Origin of the sequence: Vreelandella sulfidaeris, from assembly GCF_042429665.1 — a bacterium.
Taxonomy (GTDB): Bacteria; Pseudomonadota; Gammaproteobacteria; order Pseudomonadales; family Halomonadaceae; genus Vreelandella.
Genome location: NZ_JBHMAC010000013.1, coordinates 426,144 through 443,885, shown reverse-complemented (window position 1 = coordinate 443,885; position 17,742 = coordinate 426,144). Strand labels below are relative to the sequence as shown.

Here is a 17,742-nt window from a genome sequence, read left to right as displayed (position 1 = left end):
GTCTATTCAAGACATCGTAGTCAAGACGAATAGCTAGAGGTCGCTTTCACGATACTGCTGCTCTTAAACAGGGCTAACAATCCGTAGCGTCGGCGATGGTGAGCAATGACCGACGTCCAATAAGAGCAACCAAGGACATCCGATGAATAACAATGATGACCCTATTCTGTCGCCCGGACAGGATAATACCCAGATATTGGGGTTGGATTTTCATAACCCCGTCTTTCCACTCTCCGCTCTCGCCATTCTGCTGTTTATTCTGTACGCACTGGTCTACCCCGATGCGGCTAATACCCACCTAGGTCTTGCCAAAAATTGGTCGATTGAACACTTCGACTGGCTGTTCATGATTGCGGGCAATATCTTTGTGGTGTTCTGCCTTGTTCTAATCTTTTTGCCACTCGGACGGATACGCCTGGGCGGTAGTGATGCCAAACCAGAATACTCACGCACCTCCTGGTTTGCCATGCTGTTTGCGGCAGGCATGGGCATCGGCCTGATGTTCTGGAGTGTTGCTGAGCCGGTGGCCTACTATACCGATTGGTACGGCACGCCTTTAAACACGCCAGCGGGCACCCCGGCGGGCGCCAGTGCGGCGATGGGGGCGACCATGTTCCATTGGGGACTTCACCCTTGGGCGATCTACGGCGTGGTCGCGCTGTCGCTGGCCTTCTTCACCTATAACAGGGGCCTGCCACTCACGCTGCGCTCAGCGTTCTATCCGATTCTGGGCGAGCGGACGCGGGGCTGGGCAGGCCATATCATCGATATTCTTGCCGTATTGTCGACCATTTTTGGTCTCGCTACCTCGCTTGGGTTTGGTGCTACCCAGGCGGCCAGCGGGCTTGCCTACGTGTTCGGCACTCCTAACACTATCGGAACACAGCTGGCGATTATTGTAGTGGTGACGGTGATCGCGCTGTTCTCGGTATGGCGAGGCCTCGACGGTGGCGTCAAGCTGTTCTCGAACATCAACATGGTCATCGCCGCGGCGCTGCTGCTGTTTGTGTTCATCGCCGGGCCGACCCTGATGATTCTGAACGGCATTGGCACCACCGCGGTGGACTATGTCACCCATCTGCTGCCGCTGTCGAACTGGATTGGGCGCGACGATGATGTCTGGTATCACGGCTGGACCATCTTCTACTGGGCGTGGTGGATCTCCTGGTCTCCGTTCGTGGGTATGTTTATCGCCCGCGTATCGCGGGGCCGCACGGTGCGCGAATTCCTTATCGCGGTACTGCTGGTACCCACACTGGTGACGCTGGTATGGATGAGTGCTTTCGGTGGCACGGCCCTTTATCAGGCGTCAAACGGCGTTGGTGAACTGGCCAACGGTATTGGTGACGTCTCTCTCGCCATGTTCCATATGCTGGAGCAGCTACCTCTGACCAGCATCACTTCGACACTGGCGATTATTCTGGTCCTGGTATTCTTCATTACCTCGTCAGATTCAGGCTCCCTGGTGATCGACAGCATCACCGCCGGCGGCAAAACCGATGCACCCAAGGGACAGCGGGTCTTCTGGGCGGCGCTGGAAGGTATTATTGCGGGCGTGTTGCTGTACGGGGGTGGAAGCACGGCACTTGGCGCACTGCAAGCGGGCGCGGTCGCCACGGGGCTGCCCTTTACGCTGGTACTCTTGTTAATGTGCTTTAGTCTTTACAAAGGACTTCACAAGGAGTGGCGCCAGCTTAACGTAATGCCAAAAGTCGCGGGATAAACACCTTTTCGCTACTTACAGGGCGCCATTTCAATGGCGCCCTTTTTGTTTGGCTCCTGGCTCTGCTTAGCCCCTGTCTTGTCGTAATTCCCTCATTGAATGGCGCAGGCAACAATGAGCGCGCAGTCAAAGCGCTGCATCATGGCGACACAATATTAACAATTCCTTTAATAACTCAGTGGTCATGCTCATGATTTATACCATTGCAATACTGTTAAGCTTGGTCGGCTATTTTGTCATTGGCCATCTTGCCGGGGGCGTGGGTTACTGGGTAGTCCGCCCTCGCCATCAGAAAGCCGCTGCCGCGCGCACGGCCATGGCCATGGCCATGGCCGACACACACTAGATTAAGGGGAGCTTAGCGGGCCAACGGCCATTGGCTCGCTGCGCATTTCTCAACCGCTCGCCCCCTGGGCGGGCGGTTATCTTTTTTGCCAACCGGGAGTCAATGTAATGCAGTTGAGTGCTTATCAGCGTGGCCTGCTTATGGTGGTACTAGGTGTGGTGTTTCTCAGCTTCGATGGCCTGCTGATTCGCCTTGCCGATACCGACGGCTGGACCATTGTTTTCTGGCGAGGCTTCTTGATGTTCTGTGTGCTGGGGCTGCTGTCGCTAATGGGTAGTCGGCTAGCCACGCTGCGTGTCTCCCCTTTCTCCTCATTGGCCTCGGCTATTCTGCTGGGTCTCATTTCAACGCTGTTCGTGCTGGCGGTAATGAACGCCAACGTGGCTAACGTGGTGGTGATTCTCAGTACTGCCCCCTTGTTTGCGGCGCTGTTTTCGCGGGTCTTTCTCGGCGAGCGTGTCGCCTTGCGGACGCTGGTGGCAATTGCCATCTGCATGCTGGGCATGAGCCTGGTCTTTATAGGCGAGGGCGCCCACGGCATGCTGGTGGGCAATCTTTATGCGCTCGCCGCCGCGGCAGCCATTGGCGGTAACCTGACGTTACTGCGTTGCTATCCCAGGATCGATACGATTGTCGTGATCGCGGGAGGGGGACTACTATCGGCGTCCATGGCGCTACCTTTGGCCTCGCCGTTTTCGCTAGATGTTCCACGCTATGGGGTGCTGGCGGTGATGGGGCTTATCCAGATGCCGTTGGCTACCGTGTTGATCAACAGCGCCACCCGTTATCTTCCCTCCTCCGAAGTGGCTCTGTTTTATCTGGTCGAAACTGCGCTGGGCACGCTCTGGGTGTGGTGGCTGCTGGGTGAGGAACCCACCACCTCGACGCTGGCGGGCGGAGTGGTGGTCATTACCGTGCTGATCGTACACGCGGGCATAGGGCTTCGCCGAGAGCGCCAGCGGCTGAGTCTATATCCGGGGATGGTCGGGAAGTAATGACCTAGGCCAAGTGACGTGGGGCTGCGTTAAGCGGCCCCTTCAAGAATGACGAACGTCCCCGTCGTACCCCCCACGCGCAGAGCCTTGGCCGCTTGGTATTCGGGGCTCTCATAGAAACGCTTGGCGTCGGCGAAAGAGTCAAACTCGAAAATCACATGTCGCTCATGGGCTTCACCTTCCAGGTTTTCATACTGCCCTCCCGCTATTAGTCTGGGATTGAAAGGTCGCATTGCCTCACCTGCGGCGTTGGCATAGGCGGCGTAGGCGGTCGCATCCGAGATGCTCACGTGCCCGATCAAATATCCTTTTGGCATATCTGTCTCTCTTTCAGTGATTACATTCAGTAGGTACATTCAATTCAACGCAGAGCGGTTATGGTCACAAGCGCTACGTCGACCCCAACGGCGTGAAAGGATCAGGGCGGCGGCTGGCATCCTGGTGATCCACCATCCAGCCGGGGTAGTAAGGCGGCAAGGCACTCACGGCCTCCAGGCGCGCCAGTTCCTCGTCCGTAAGAGTGACATTGACCGCCCGCAGGTTATCGTCGAGCTGGTCAATCCTTTTGGCGCCGATGATGACGCTGGTGACATGAGGCTTGGAAAGCAACCAGGCCAGCGCCACTCTGGCGACGGACATACCGCGCGCGTCGCCGATGGCGCGCATTTCTGCGATGCAGGGCCAAGCCTGATTCAGATCCACGGGTGGAAAGTCGAAAGTACTCCGCCGCGCGCCCTCCTCAATCGATGCTCCCGGGCCGAACTTCCCCGAGAGTAATCCACCGGCAAGCGGCGACCAGACAAGCAGCCCCATCTGCTCTTCGATAACCAGCGGCACCAGTTCGCGCTCTATATCCCGTCCGGCAATCGAGTAATAGGCCTGGAGTGTCTCAAAGCGTGTGGCATTGAGCGCGCTACTCAGCCCCAGCGCTTTGCCGATCTTGCCCGCGTGCCAGTTTGAAACGCCGACATAGCGGACCAACCCCTGGCGCGTCAGATCATCCAGCGCCCGCAGTGTTTCTTCGATAGGGGTGACGGGGTCGCTGGCGTGAATCTGATAAAGGTCAATATGATCGACCTGAAGACGCTCCAGGCTTCGCTGAACAGAATCCATGATATGACCGCGCGACGCCCCTTGATCGTTGGGTCCGGGCCCCATGACACCTCCCGTCTTGGTCGCCAGCACAATGTCGCTGCGCCGCACGCCGAGGTCTCTCATTGCCTGACCCAGGATGCGCTCGGACTGACCGAAAGAGTAAATATCGGCGGTGTCGATAAAGTTGATTCCTTGCTCTAACGCATGGGCGATCAAATCGTTGGCGTCAGCCTGATCCACCGCCCCGATGGCCCCCCACATGCCCGCGTCCGCATTGCCACCCAGTGTCATCGTGCCCAGGCACAGCTCGGACACATACAGACCCGTACGGCCCAGTCGATTGTATTTCATGGCGCCTCCTTCGAATTCGTGGATTCCAACATCAGCATGACGCCGGGCGGACCTCGCCGGCTCGAAGTGAGCTCAGAGGGGCTGAGACTTCCCGGCTCGAAACTGCCCGGCAATCAAGGCGACCCGCGCGCCATACAGGCGGGCCGTTTCCAGATCGCCTGGCGACATCTCTTCCGGCGACGCATCGGCTGGCGTCTGCGCCATGGGGGCGATGTAAGAACCCATACGGTTAAGGTCGTCGCGTTTCGACGCCTTGGCGTTCGCCGGCTTGATAGCCAGGCCAACCCATATCCCGGCATGCTGCCCGGACAGCAGGACGAAATACTCAAGCGTGTTGAGTTTGTCGCCGTTGAGGCTCGCGCTGTTGGTGAAGCCGCCAAAGATCTTGTTTTGCCAAGAGCCTTCGAACCAGGGCTTGGAGGAGGCATCCGCGAATTTCTTGAACTGCCAGCTAGGGCCGCCCATATAGGTCGGCGAGCCGAAGACAATGGCATCTGCGTCAGAGAGGGATTGCCAGGCATCGTCGCCAATATTGCCCTCGGGGTCGATGACCACCAATACAGCACCGGTGCCTGCACCTTCGGCGACGGCCGCCGCCATGCGTGTGGTGTGACCGTAACCGGAGTGATACACGATGACCGTTTGAACAGGCTTGGAATCTGAGCTCATGAGGGTTCTCTTATGGGAAATGTGGTGGTGTGGTGGACAACATGGGCTACTTTACTGAGTCCCCAATGTGCTATAAATCATCCCAATCTGAACGCTCTGTTATCTATTTGGTGAACAATGCCCAATCTCCAGACCCTTTTAATTTTTGCCCGCGTGGCGGAAATGTTGAGCTTCACGCGTGCGGCGGAAAGTCTGGGAATCCAGAAAGGGCGAGTGTCGACAGTGATTCGTGGGCTCGAGCGCGAGATGGGTGCGGCCCTGCTGCACAGAACGACACGTAGCGTGCAGTTGACCGAAGACGGCCGTGCTTTCTACGAACGCGCACGCGACCTGCTGGCCGAGGCTCAGGACGTGCAGTCCATGTTCGCCAGTAGCGATGCTCCTCTTAAGGGGAGGCTGCGTGTCGATATGCCGACCGAGTTGGCAAAGACCGTCGTGATCCCCGCGCTGCCGCAACTGCTCGATGCGAACCCTGAGTTGACACTTGAGATGTCCAGTACGGATCGCCGGGTCGATCTCGTTCAGGAAGGGTTCGATTGCGTCATCCGTCTCGGGCCCATCATCGACGACCGGCTGGTCGCCCGCGCGCTTGGCAAGTTGCGAATGGTGAACGTGGCAAGCCCGGGCTATCTGGCAAAGTACGGCACACCGCAAACCCTCGATGACCTGCTCACCCAGGGCCACCGGATGGTTCACTACACGCCGACCCTCGGCGCCCGCCGTGATGGATGGGAATATCCAGAGGGTAATGGCTATGCGTCACTTGCTCTGCCTGGGGCGATGCAGGTCAATAACGTGCAGACCTATCATGCGGCGGGCCTGGCGGGGCTTGGACTGATCCAGGCCGGTTATTCGACCCTTGCGCACCACATCGAACGCGGCGACCTAGTGGAGGTTCTGGCCGATCTACGCCCCGAACCGCTGGCGGCATGGCTCGTAGTCGCGCATCGACGCAACCTTTCCCCCCGCGTGCGGGCCTTCATGACGTGGATCGAGCGTGTATTGGAACCCTATTTCGATTAGCCGTTTGAGAGGGCAATGTTGAACCGGGTCATTTGTCTTCCCACCGCTGCTGGCAGGACGTGGTTGCCCTACGCTTACTGGCGGCAGGCAAAGGCCGCAGAGCCATCGGACGATACTGAACGAGAAAGCCCGCCAGGAAGGCAGGCTGGAAGTGTCGTTATGGTGAAGAAGCGCGCCTAGCGCAGTACGCCTTCCTCCTTGAGCAGTTTGAAGATCGCCTCGGCGCCCTGCTCCGGGGTGACGTCGGTCAAGATTTGCCCGCTGCCACCTTCGGCCTTGGCCGCCGCCGCCTTGAAGCGGTCGCGTGCCGACGAGGACTTGACGATCTTGAGCCGCTTTGGACGCTTGCGCGCCGGTTGAATGTGCCAAGAGCTCAGCGCTTCGTCGATCGCGGTGAGCTCTTGGTGAAGATCGAGCTCACCGCGTTTGGCCGGGCCGAAGGCGCTTTGACGCGCAACGGGGGCGCTGCTGTCCACGGTGGCAATCGCCGGCAGGCGAATACGCAGACGCCGGCGCTTCCCGCGCGGTAGGGCTTGAAGTATCGTGGCCACGCCCTGCTCGACCTTCTCGACGGCAGCAAGGCTGGTAATGATCGGCCAGCCTAATGCTTCGGCCAGCAGATACGGCAGCACGCCGGAGGCTTCGCCGGTTTCGGCGCGGCTACCGGTCAGAATCAGCTGCGGCGCGCTCTGGCGAAGAGCGTCGCTCAACGCTGGCACAACATCGGCATTCTGAGCCTGCTCGATCAGCTCGATGCTGTCGATTCCCATGCCCATGTACCCGCGCAGGGCGTCTTCGTGATCGCTTTCGTGTTGACCCGCGTGCAAGAGACTGACCGCGGCGTTGTCCAGGCTCAGGGCCATTTCCACCGCGCGGGCGTCCTGATCGGCACGGCGCGTTCGTGCGGTCAGCGGGTGGCGGCCGATCGAGACCAGCACGCTCACGTTCAGCGCGCTAGACATTGATGATTTGGCGCTTGAGTTACTGACACTCATGTTTCTGACACTCATGTTTCTGACATCATGCGGCATCGCGGTTCTCCTGCTGCTCGGCGCGGTACTCCTCGACGCGCTTCACCAGTGCGGCGAGTACCGCGCTGGCATCGCCGATCACGGCCAGGTCGGCGCGCTTGACCATATCGCAGCCCTCATCAAGATTGACAGCCACGACCTTATCGCAGCTCTGAATGCCTTGCAGGTGCTGAATGGCACCGGAGATACCCACCGCCACGTAAACGCGAGCGGAGACCCAGGTACCGGTCGCGCCGACCTGACGGTCTCGCGGCATGTAGCCATCATCCACCGCCACGCGTGAAGCGCCTTTGGTGGCGCCTAGCACGTCGGCGGCGTGATGATAGCTGTCCCAATCCTTGACACCATTGCCGGCGGAAAGGATGAACTCGGCCTCGGCCAGCGATACATTGGCCGGATCCACCGCTACTTCGCCCATGTCTTCGATGCGCCCCAGCACGTCGGGCATCCCTTGGGAAAGCGCGACAGGGTCGGCCGCATGGCGGGTCTCGCTAACCGGATCGGCGCACTCGGCGAGCGCCAGCACCACCCGGGGCAGGTCGCGGACAATATCGTCTCGTCCGGCCGCGCCGCGGGTCGTACAGCGCCAACCGGTTGCGCTTTCGGCGTTCGCCTCAACCTGCCAGACCTGAGCCGCCGGGCGCTCGCTTAACCGGGCCGCCAACCGGCGGCCAAGCTCACCGCCACCGAGAGTGGAGTCGGGCAGCAGCCAGTAGCGTGGCGCCAGCTCCCGCTCCACGCCTTGCAGTGTCGCCACGGTCAGCTCCGGCAGATAGCCCGAGAAGCGCTCAACGTCCAGAGGCAGCAGTCGGTCGATCCCCGCCTCGCCGAAGGCGGTCTCCTTGTGCTCGCCGATCACAATGGCCATCACGGCGCCGGGATTAGCCGGGTCGGCATCCGCCAACTGGCGAGCAAGGCCGAGCAGATCCCGGTCATGAGAAGATAGTCGCCCACCGCTCATGTCGGGTACCACGGCCACCAGGAAGGCGGGGTGTTCAATGTTCACCAGGCGACGACTATCGCGAGCGGCGGTCGTTGTCGCGCTCGACTGCCCGCCTTGCTGATGGCCACTACGGTCAATACGTTTGACACCATTGGGGCCAATAAAGCCGACGGCACGTGGGTTCTTGCGGACCAACCCACTGGGCCCCATCCACTCGCTGGCAAGGGCACTGCCACCCCCGTTTACCCCAAGAGCAGCAAGCACATTGTCGTACTCGGGATGCAAACGGTTGCGGGCGATCCACTCGCGACGCGGGTCGCGGCGAATAATCTCACTCATAAGATCACCTCTTCAGCTTTCATCGTTTCAGCGGGCCGGGGGGAGGCGCCAGACGCATCAGCCGCGGGATGTTCTACCAGGGCATCCGCCACCAGCTCGGCGATGTCGCGCACCTCAGCGCTCGCATCCACGACGCCTTCGAGCATGGCGGTACACTGCGGGCAGCCTACCGCCACCAGTTCTGCGCCGGATTCGCGCACGTCTTCCATGCGCATATCGGGAATACGCTGCTTGCCGGGAATATCGGTGATCGGTGCCCCACCGCCACCACCGCAGCAGCGCGAGCGGAAACCGGAGCGAGCCATTTCCTGAACCTCAATTCCCAACGCCTTGAGCACGTCGCGCGGGGCCTCATATTCACCATTGTAGCGACCCAGGTAGCAAGGGTCGTGATAGGTCACACGACCTCCCTTCCAGGCTTTAAAGGTGAGCCTTCCGGCAACGACCAACTCGTTAATATAGGTACTGTGGTGGAAAACGTTATAGTCGGCTGGCATATCGGCGCTGCCCAGCTCTCCATATTCGTTCTTCAACACATGAAAGCTGTGAGGGTCACAGGTCACAATCTGCTGAAAGCGATACTTGGACAGGGTGGCAATATTACGCTTGGCCAGCGACTGGAACGTTGCTTCATCACCTAAGCGTCGCGCCACGTCACCGCTGTCACGCTCCTCAGCCCCTAGCACCGCAAAATCTACCCCTGCAGCCCGCAGCACTTTAACCAGGGCACGCAAGGTGCGCTGATTACGCATATCAAAGGCGCCATCTCCCAACCACAACAGCACATCCACCTGCTTGATATCAGCCAGTAGCGGCAGGTTGAGATCCGCCGCCCAGTTGAGGCGTGAACCAGGGTCGAAACCACCCGGGTTGTCAGTGGCAATCAGGTTATCGAGCACCTCGGCGCCCTTGTTGGGCGTTGTGCCTCGCTCCAACGTCAGGTGTCGGCGCATATCGACGATCGCATCCACGTGTTCGATCATCATCGGGCACTCTTCCACGCAGGCACGGCAAGTCGTGCACGACCATAGCGTCTCGGCATCGACTAGCGCTTTTCCTTCTTTCATCACGACAGGTGCCACGATAGACGCATGGGGTGCGCCCTGGTGCTCGCCTACCGGCTTGCCGGGATAGGGCGAGCCATAGTAATTGGCATCGCTGCCGCCGGCCATGCCCACTACCATGTCTTGAATCAGCTTCTTGGGGTTGAGCGGTTGGCCGGCGGCAAACGCCGGGCACACCGCCTCGCAGCGTCCACACTGTACGCAGGCATCAAACCCTAGCAACTGGTTCCAGGTGAAATCGGCAGGCTTCTCCACGCCCAAGGGCGCGGCGTCGTCTTCCAGGTTCAGCGCCTTGAGCCCCGTGGAGCGGCCAGTGCCTCCTTTGTTGGTGGAAAAACGCTCGGCGCGACGATGAAAGGCCAGATGCAGGGCGCCAGCAAAGGCGTGCTTCATGGGCCCGCCCCAGGTCATGCCAAAAAACATTTCACCCAGGCCCCAGGCCACGACGCCCGCCAAGACCAGTGCCAGTAACCAGCTGCTGCTACCCTCAATCAGACCCTCGGGTAGCAGTCCCACCGTGGGCAGCGTGATCAGAAAGACACCGATTGAAAACGCCATCAGACTCTTTGGCAGGCGCATCCACGGCCCCTTGGAGAGCCGGGCGGGCGGATTGATGCGCCGCCGCGCCACCAACAGGCTACCGACGAACATGGAAGTACTGGCCAGCAGTAGTAACCCGCCAAGGAGCGGGTTGGAAAGCCCCAACCCATGCACCAGGATCATCAGCACGGCGGCAGCCACGAAGCCACCAGCGGTGGCCACGTGAGTGTGGGAGATCATCTTGTCGCGTTCCACCACATGGTGCAGATCCACCAAATAGCGACGCGGCAGAGCCACCAGGCCCTTGAGTAGATTCACTCGCGAGGGACGACCCTGACGCCACAGGCGCACCCGGCGCACGGCGCCGATCGCCGCCAGCGCCAGAGCGGTGAAAATTAATATCGGCAAGAGCGTTTCGAGCATGGTACTCACCTCATCTTTGGCGGCGGGGCTGCTCCGGCGGCAGACCTTTGCGAGGGCGCTGTAAACCCATCCCTGGGCGCTACTTTTGACATCCTTGTCAAAAGACCCTCGCTACGGTCTCCCCCCGGCGCCCCGGCTCTCGCTCAGGTCAAAAATCCTTGCAGATTCGCAAGGCATCGTAGATGGCCGCATGGGTGTTACGCGGCGCCGTGCAGTCACCCAAGCGGAACAGCAGAAAGCCATCCCCTGCCTCGTTCAGACAAGGCTGGGGCTGGATAGCATAAAGCGCTTCCAGATCCACCTGCCCCTTGTTGCGGGACTGCTCTTTGAGCGCGTAATAAAGCGCTTCATCAGGGCGCACACCGTTCTCTACCACCACCTGGTCTACCACTCGCTCTTCCATGGCACCGGTGTACTCGTTCTCGAGCACGGCGACTAGACTACCGCCCTCGCGGTAAACCTTATGCAGCATTAGATCGGCGGACATGATCACCTCTTTCTCATAGAGGCTGCGATAGTAGGTGGGGAAGGTGGTGCCACCCACCGCCGCGCCGGGCTTTATATCGTCGGTGACGATTTCTACCTTAGCGCCTTTGTCGGCTAGATAGTCAGCCACCGAGACCCCGGAGAACTCGCAGATAGCGTCATAGACAAGCACGTTTTTACCTGGCGCCACTTTGCCGGACAGAATATCCCAGGTGCTGACGACAAGACTTTCTTCCGCGTTTTCCGAGTATCCCCATTCAGGATACTGGCTAAGGAACGGTTGACCGCCGGTGGCCAGTACGACGATGTCTGGACGCAGATCAAGTAACGTCGCCTCATCGGCGCGCGTCCCCAGGCGTAAGTCGACTTTCAAACGCGCCAGCTCCAACTGATACCAGCGAGTAATACCGGCGATCTGGTCGCGCTGCGGCGCTTGGGCGGCAATAGTGATCTGCCCTCCCAGCGCATCAGCCGCCTCAAACAGCGTGACATTGTGACCGCGCTCGGCGGCAACCCGCGCCGCTTCCATACCACCAGGGCCACCGCCGACCACAACGATATTGCGTTTGGCGCCCTCGGTCTTCTCGATGATATGCGGTAGGCCCATGTACTCCCGCGACGTGGCGGCGTTCTGGATACATAGCACGTCGAGACCCTGATATTGGCGGTCGATGCAGTAGTTGGCCCCTACGCACTGTTTAATCTGGTCTACCTGGCCCATCTTGATCTTGGCGATCATATGAGGGTCGGCAATATGGGCCCGGGTCATACCCACCAGGTCTACATAGCCACCTTCGAGGATACGTTGAGCCTGATTGGGATCTTTAATATTTTGCGCGTGGATCACCGGTACCGTGACCACTTCCTTGATCCCTGCCGCCAGGTGCAGAAAAGGCTCCGGCGGGTAGGACATATTAGGAATGACGTTGGCAAGCGTATTGTGGGTATCGCAGCCGGAACCGATGACGCCGAAGAAATCCACCAGTCCGGTAGCATCGTAGTAGGCGGCAATCTGCTTCATGTCATCGTGGGAGAGACCATCGGGATGGAACTCATCGCCACAGATACGCATTCCGACCACAAAGTCATTACCCACTTCAGCGCGTACCGCCTTGAGCACTTCCATGCCGAAGCGCATGCGGTTTTCAAAGCTACCGCCCCACTCATCGGTACGCTTGTTGACGCGCGGGCTCCAGAACTGGTCGATCAGATGCTGGTGTACCGCGGACAGCTCAACGCCATCGAGTCCGCCTTCTTTCGCCCGGCGCGCCGCCTGAGTGAAGTCATGGATGATGCGCCAAATGTCTTCTTCTTCGATAGTTTTACAGGTGGAACGATGCACCGGCTCGCGGATACCAGAGGGCGACAGCAGCGTCGACCAGTCGTAGCCATCCCAGCGCGAGCGACGGCCCATATGGGTGATCTGAATCATGATCTTACCGCCATGCTTGTGCACGGCGTCTGCCAGATTCTGAAAGTGCGGAATAATGCGGTCGGTCGAGAGGTTAACCGAGCTCCACCAGCCCTGGGGGCTATCGATGGAAACAACCGAGGAGCCGCCACAAATGCACAGCCCACAGCCACCCTTGGCTTTTTCTTCATAGTACCTGACGTAACGATCCGTGGTCATGCCGCCGTCGGTGGCGTACACCTCGGCGTGGGCAGTACTGACTACGCGGTTACGAATGGTCTGATTGCCGATCTGGATCGGCTTGAACATTGCATCAAATGCCATGTCGACGATCCTCAGTTGACGGGCGTGACAACAAACAAGCCATTTTCATGACCTTCTTCGGCACCGCTTTGAGTCTGCTCAGCGACGGTGCGCAGCGAGCTTCCTCGGGCAGCCAGGATCTGATCCATGGCGCCAGCAAACCAGCCGGTGAACATGTACTCCACTTTGCGATCCACTTTGCCCAGTTGGTAAACAAAGGCACTGTGTTCAAGACGTACTCGCGCGGTGCCAGCGTCAAGATCGATCTCTTCGGTAATAAAGATTCCCCAGCCTCGCTGTGAGAGTCGCTTCATGTAGTGTTCAAATACGTCTACGCCTTCCAACCCATGAAGCTCGGCTTCTTTTTCACACCAGTGCCAAGCGCTCTTGTAGCCAGCGTGGTAGAGAATATCAGCGTACTTTTCAGCACCTAATGCCTCTTCTATGGCCACATGGTTGTTGATAAAGAAGTGTCGCGGTACATACAGCATAGGCAGCGCATCAGTCGTCCAGACGCCTGTGTCGCTATCCACTTCGATGGGCAGTGCGGGGGCCAATTGGGTCACGGTTGTTATCCTCAATATCTTTGTTATGTAAGGTGTTCGACGGGGCTACCCCGGGCCGCCTCTCACTTCGGAGACAGCCGCCTGTACTTGGTCAGGCGCCCCACACGTCCTTGAGAACGCGCACCCAGTTTTCGCCCATGATCTTGCGGGTCTGGCTCTCGCTGAAGCCGCGTTTGAGGAGCGCCTCGGTAAGGTTGGGGAATTCGCCAATGGTGCGAATGCCCTTGGGATTAATAATCTTGCCAAAGTCAGTCAGGCGGCGGGCATAGCCCTTGTCATGGGTCAACCACTCGAAGAAGGCTTGGTCGTGCCCCTGAGTGAAATCGGTGCCGATACCGATGGCATCTTCACCGACAATATTCATGACGTATTCAATCGCCTCACAGTAGTCTTCGATGGTCGAGTCGATGCCTTTCTTCAGGAAAGGCGCGAACATGGTGACGCCAACAAAGCCACCGTGATCAGCAATGAACTTGAGCTCTTCATCGGATTTGTTGCGCGGATGTTCTTTGAGCCCTGATGGCAGGCAGTGCGAATAGCAGACCGGTTTCTGGGAGGCGAGGATGACTTCTTCAGACGTTTTGGCCCCTACATGGGAGAGATCGCACATGATGCCGACGCGGTTCATTTCGGCAACGATTTCACGGCCAAAGCCTGATAGCCCTCCGTCGCGCTCGTAGCAGCCAGTCCCCACCAGGTTCTGGGTGTTGTAGCACATCTGCACGATGCCCACGCCCAGTTGCTTGAAGATCTCTACATAACCAATCTGATCCTCAAACGCGTGGGCGTTCTGGAAGCCGAAGATGATGCCGGTCTTACCCTCTTCTTTCGCCCGAGTGATATCCGCCGTGGTGCGTACAGGACGCACCAGATCACTACACTCAGCCATGAGTTGGTTGGAAGCGACTATGTTGTTGACCGTCGCCTGAAAACCTTCCCACACCGAGACTGTGCAGTTGGCAGCGGTAAGACCACCACGACGCATATCTTCAAGCAGTTCACGGTTCCATTTGGCGATGATCAGACCATCAATGACGATGGCGTCATTGTGCAGTTCATTGGGGGTCATGGCTAAGCTCCAACATTGGTTAATGTAGCGAGCATAGCGCTGACGTCAGGGGGGGCTGCGCTTGGAAACGACGGAGGAAATTCCAAAAGCGTCATTGTGTCGTAAGCACGAAAACTACTCGTGCTCCTTTAAACATTGCAGCGGGTAGCCATTAGGGTAAAAAGCACACGACCATTAAAAAAGCTGCCCATGAATAGGCAGCTTTGCAAAGCGTTGCTGGCAGCGATGGAGAGGAGATCAACTCATCAGCGTCACGCTGGCAAACGTTGGCTCTCCCTGAGCGCAGGCCAGCGCCTGCTGAGCACTTGAGAAAGGCGCGTTTTCATTATGCTCGGTTCCCCATCGTTTGATTAATGAGGGGGATTTTGCGGCATTATTACCCTGGCGATCGTGCACTCCCTGACGCTCATTTCTCGGCGGGACACCAAAGTATTCGCGGTAACATTTCGAAAAATGAGGAGTAGAGACGAAGCCACATACGGAGGCAATCTCAATAATCGACAAGGGTGTCTGCTTGAGCAGTTGCCGGGCGCGCACTAACCGCAGCTTGAGATAATAGCGAGACGGTGAGCAAAGCAGATAGCGTTGGAATAATCGCTCTAACTGGCGACGTGAAACATTCACATAGCTTGCCAGCTCATCGAGCTCTATCGGCTCTTCAAGGTTGGATTCCATCAGCGCAACGATTTCCAACAGCTTGGGTTGAGTCGTGCCCAGCACATGCTTGAGTGGAACACGTTGCTGATCCTGTTCGTTGCGCACCCGCTCATAGATAAACATCTCGGAGATGCCGGCTGAAAGCTCGCGGCCATGGTCGTGCGCAATCAGGTTGAGCATCATGTCGAGGGGGGCGGTTCCGCCAGAGGCAGTAAAGCGGTCTCGATCGATCGAGAAAAGATGCGCCGTGAGGATCACATTCGGGAAGGCCTCCTGCATGGACGCCAAACACTCCCAATGAATGCTGGTTTCATAATGGTCGAGCAGCCCCGCCTTGCCCAGTGCCCAGCTGCCGGTACATACCGAGCCCAGCCGCTTTAATTGGCGCGACTGTGACTGAAGCCAGCGGACGTGTTCACGCGTCACGCTGTGCTGAGGGCCTACACCACCGCAAACGACCACCCACTCAAGCGCTAACGGGGCATGCATAGGGGCGTCAGGTGTCACCTGCAGTCCATCGCTAGCGCGAACGGGTAGGCCATCTTGTGTCAGGGTATACCAACGATACAGTTCGCGCCCGGCCAGTTGATTGGCCATCCGTAAAGGTTCTATCGCCGAGGCAAGCGAAATCAGCGTGAAGTTATCTAACAGGAGAAACCCCAGTGTCTGCGGTTCGCTTGCGCGATGAGAGTTAGCTGCCAGGCCTGTTGATTGATGTTGTAATGTCATTTCTTGTACCTCTGTCACCTTTTGGATAAGCACTGTTTTTCTTGTTGGTATAGGTGTCGCTGGCGTTTTAGGGTTTGTGGTTGAAAAAGGTTCTCAACTACATGAAAGTGTCTATCGCTCCTTAGTCGCATATTGGCATGAATGGTTTGATTGACGACAAGGCTATTCAATAAAAAATAAAAGCATGTCGCAAAAACAGCAACAAGTGTCGCTTTTGACACCATGGGATGATTATCAATGTCATCTTTTACTGATAGGGCGGCTTAAAGGCGATTTAATGGCTGAGCATGGCGGCTCATATTACTTTTACCTTAATAGCGATTGATTATCTGTAGAGCGCTATCGTTAGTCAGTATCTCTTTTATCATATTTCTATTTAACTGGATTAACCGGAGGTCAGGTATGTCACGATCAATGGTGAAGCAAGATTTCCCCGTCTCGAACATCAGGCACTTCCTGGAGCCTGGGCCAGTGGTGCTGGTGTCATCGAAGTGGCAACAGCAAGCGAATATCATGACCATGGGCTGGCACATGGTCATGTCGTTCTCCCCCTCTCTGCTTGCTTGCGTCATCGATGCCGGCAACTATTCTCACGCCTTAGTACGCAACAGCGGTGAGTGCGTGATCAATATCCCATCGGCAACGCTCGTCGATAAGGTGGTGGGTATCGGCAACTGCTCAGGCAGCGAGGTTGACAAGTTTCAGGCGTTTGAGCTGACCGCTGACAAAGCATCGAAGGTGGGGGCGCCACTGATTAACGAGTGCCATGCGTCGTTTGAGTGCCGCCTGCACGATGATGCCATGATAAAACAGTACAACCTGTTCATTTTTGAAGTCGTTAAAGCGCATGTAACCGCGTCGGCAGACGAGGAATCGTCATTGCACTATCGAGGGATGGGGGAGTTCATGCTGTCAGGAAGATCCATCGACCGGGCGTCATTATTTACCTCGTCGATGTTGGTATAAGAAGCCCGCATGTCGATAACGCCAGCCTTGCGGCGTGGCGTTATCGGCCAAAGGCGCCCAGCTCCTTTACTTCAAATCGCTATCGTATTGTTCGTAGTCAAACACCGGTAGCTGTTCGACGTCTTCTTGTGCGTAAGGCAGGCGATAGTGGGAATCGCCAGGCCGCCAACCGTCACGGTAACCATAAAAGGGATACGCACGAGGGCCGCCTTTTCCACTGTCGACATTCGCGGGATTAATAATAATCGCCTGCATGATGCCCTCGCTGGAGAACAGCGCATCGGTGATATACCCGTACCCTGTGCCCTCTTTTAGGCTGGCATAATCATCAAGAATGTCCGTTATCTTCCAGGTCTGCGGGCCCGTCGACACATCCTCTTCTACCCGGCTAACACGCTCCATTTCCTGTTTATGGATATACGCTTCATCGATCATGACATCGGTTAACAGATCGTACTCTTCCACGTTATCCTGGCGTACGGGAACCTTGATATTGCCCTCGGACAATTCGACCTCATCCCATGGAATAGCCACGTGTCTATCGCCGCTATCCCACACGCCCCCTACTTCTGCAATGATGGTGACAATCTGGTTCTCCTGATCAAGCACCACATTAACCATATTGCCTATTTCATTTCCTTGAGGGGAAAAGAGCTTGGCGCCCAACATGCTGTCGGCGCTAAAACCGCCCTGTTCATAGAGAGGCTGATAGCTCCATTCATCCACAGCGCGCACCCGTGACTCATCTTGTGACGCGCTCGTGCTCGGTTGCGCAGTCTGCCTGGTGGGGGATGCCTCCTCATCGGCAGCATACATAGGCGTAGCTATAAGAGAGGTCATGATCACCAAAGATGTAAGGGATAAAACGTGCCTGCAGGGTCTCATTTTCACTCCTCTACTTGTCATGAATAGCAAAACCATTGGTAACGTAAATGGGTAATGGCAATCGATACCGGGAAAAGGGAACACTGATAACCATTCCAACAATTGCCATTACCCATAGCATAAGGCCG

General features: G+C 57.6%; 16 protein-coding genes. 5 read left to right on the top strand and 11 right to left on the bottom strand.

The window, feature by feature from the left end:
• The first annotated feature begins 142 nt into the window (after positions 1-142).
• The 3 genes from ACFFLD_RS16660 to ACFFLD_RS16650 all read left to right on the top strand — a co-directional run bounded on the left by ACFFLD_RS16660 (position 143) and on the right by ACFFLD_RS16650 (position 3,064).
• Positions 143-1,723 (top strand): BCCT family transporter, encoded by a 1,581-nt coding sequence (locus tag ACFFLD_RS16660; protein ID WP_386042375.1) that lies wholly within the window; start codon positions 143-145, stop codon positions 1,721-1,723.
• A 190-nt stretch (positions 1,724-1,913) separates the two neighbouring features.
• The gene (locus ACFFLD_RS16655; protein ID WP_386042373.1) at positions 1,914-2,069 is read left to right on the top strand and encodes a hypothetical protein; all 156 of its coding nucleotides are present in this window, start codon (positions 1,914-1,916) and stop codon (positions 2,067-2,069) included.
• A 107-nt stretch (positions 2,070-2,176) separates the two neighbouring features.
• Positions 2,177-3,064, top strand: a complete 888-nt coding sequence (locus ACFFLD_RS16650; RefSeq protein WP_386042371.1) for a DMT family transporter — start codon at positions 2,177-2,179, stop codon at positions 3,062-3,064.
• A 29-nt stretch (positions 3,065-3,093) separates the two neighbouring features.
• On the opposite strand, the gene ACFFLD_RS16645 is transcribed toward ACFFLD_RS16650, so the two are convergent.
• The 3 genes from ACFFLD_RS16645 to ACFFLD_RS16635 all read right to left on the bottom strand — a co-directional run bounded on the left by ACFFLD_RS16645 (position 3,094) and on the right by ACFFLD_RS16635 (position 5,179).
• Positions 3,094-3,381 (bottom strand): DUF1330 domain-containing protein, encoded by a 288-nt coding sequence (locus ACFFLD_RS16645; protein WP_386042369.1) that lies wholly within the window; start codon positions 3,379-3,381, stop codon positions 3,094-3,096.
• A 73-nt stretch (positions 3,382-3,454) separates the two neighbouring features.
• Positions 3,455-4,510, bottom strand: a complete 1,056-nt coding sequence (locus ACFFLD_RS16640; RefSeq protein ID WP_386042367.1) for an aldo/keto reductase — start codon at positions 4,508-4,510, stop codon at positions 3,455-3,457.
• Positions 4,511-4,582: 72 nt separating this feature from the next.
• Positions 4,583-5,179, bottom strand: a complete 597-nt coding sequence (locus ACFFLD_RS16635) for a flavodoxin family protein (RefSeq protein WP_386042365.1) — start codon at positions 5,177-5,179, stop codon at positions 4,583-4,585.
• Between the two features lie 117 nt (positions 5,180-5,296).
• Here ACFFLD_RS16635 and ACFFLD_RS16630 point away from each other — a divergent pair, with 117 nt between their 5' ends.
• Positions 5,297-6,202 carry a LysR family transcriptional regulator gene (locus tag ACFFLD_RS16630; RefSeq protein WP_386042363.1) on the top strand — a complete coding sequence of 302 codons (906 nt, stop codon included), beginning with the start codon at positions 5,297-5,299 and terminating at the stop codon, positions 6,200-6,202.
• Between the two features lie 176 nt (positions 6,203-6,378).
• On the opposite strand, the gene etfB is transcribed toward ACFFLD_RS16630, so the two are convergent.
• From etfB to gbdR, 7 genes are all read right to left on the bottom strand, one after another.
• On the bottom strand, positions 6,379-7,233 hold the full coding sequence (gene etfB, locus ACFFLD_RS16625; protein WP_386042361.1) for an electron transfer flavoprotein subunit beta: 855 nt from the start codon (positions 7,231-7,233) through the stop codon (positions 6,379-6,381).
• Complete coding sequence (etfA, locus tag ACFFLD_RS16620) at positions 7,223-8,515, bottom strand: electron transfer flavoprotein subunit alpha (protein ID WP_386042359.1); 1,293 nt, start codon at positions 8,513-8,515, stop codon at positions 7,223-7,225. The genes etfB and etfA overlap by 11 nt, the downstream gene beginning before the upstream one ends.
• A complete protein-coding gene (locus tag ACFFLD_RS16615) occupies positions 8,512-10,542 on the bottom strand; it encodes a (Fe-S)-binding protein (RefSeq protein WP_386042357.1) in 2,031 nt (676 codons plus the stop codon). Before ACFFLD_RS16615 ends, etfA begins: the two co-directional genes overlap by 4 nt.
• Before the next feature lie 148 nt (positions 10,543-10,690).
• Positions 10,691-12,763 (bottom strand): dimethylglycine demethylation protein DgcA, encoded by a 2,073-nt coding sequence (gene dgcA, locus ACFFLD_RS16610; protein ID WP_386042355.1) that lies wholly within the window; start codon positions 12,761-12,763, stop codon positions 10,691-10,693.
• 11 nt (positions 12,764-12,774) lie between these two features.
• Positions 12,775-13,308 (bottom strand): DUF5943 domain-containing protein, encoded by a 534-nt coding sequence (locus tag ACFFLD_RS16605; RefSeq protein WP_386042353.1) that lies wholly within the window; start codon positions 13,306-13,308, stop codon positions 12,775-12,777.
• A 91-nt stretch (positions 13,309-13,399) separates the two neighbouring features.
• Positions 13,400-14,377 (bottom strand): dipeptidase, encoded by a 978-nt coding sequence (locus ACFFLD_RS16600; protein WP_386042351.1) that lies wholly within the window; start codon positions 14,375-14,377, stop codon positions 13,400-13,402.
• A gap of 237 nt (positions 14,378-14,614) precedes the next feature.
• Positions 14,615-15,763, bottom strand: a complete 1,149-nt coding sequence (gbdR, locus tag ACFFLD_RS16595; protein WP_386042349.1) for a choline metabolism transcriptional regulator GbdR — start codon at positions 15,761-15,763, stop codon at positions 14,615-14,617.
• Between the two features lie 402 nt (positions 15,764-16,165).
• Between gbdR and ACFFLD_RS16590 the strand changes: the two genes are divergently transcribed.
• Positions 16,166-16,729 (top strand): flavin reductase family protein, encoded by a 564-nt coding sequence (locus ACFFLD_RS16590; protein WP_386042347.1) that lies wholly within the window; start codon positions 16,166-16,168, stop codon positions 16,727-16,729.
• A gap of 66 nt (positions 16,730-16,795) precedes the next feature.
• Here ACFFLD_RS16590 and ACFFLD_RS16585 read toward each other — a convergent pair whose 3' ends face one another.
• Positions 16,796-17,464 carry a PRC-barrel domain-containing protein gene (locus ACFFLD_RS16585; protein WP_386042345.1) on the bottom strand — a complete coding sequence of 223 codons (669 nt, stop codon included), beginning with the start codon at positions 17,462-17,464 and terminating at the stop codon, positions 16,796-16,798.
• Positions 17,465-17,742: the final 278 nt, after the last annotated feature.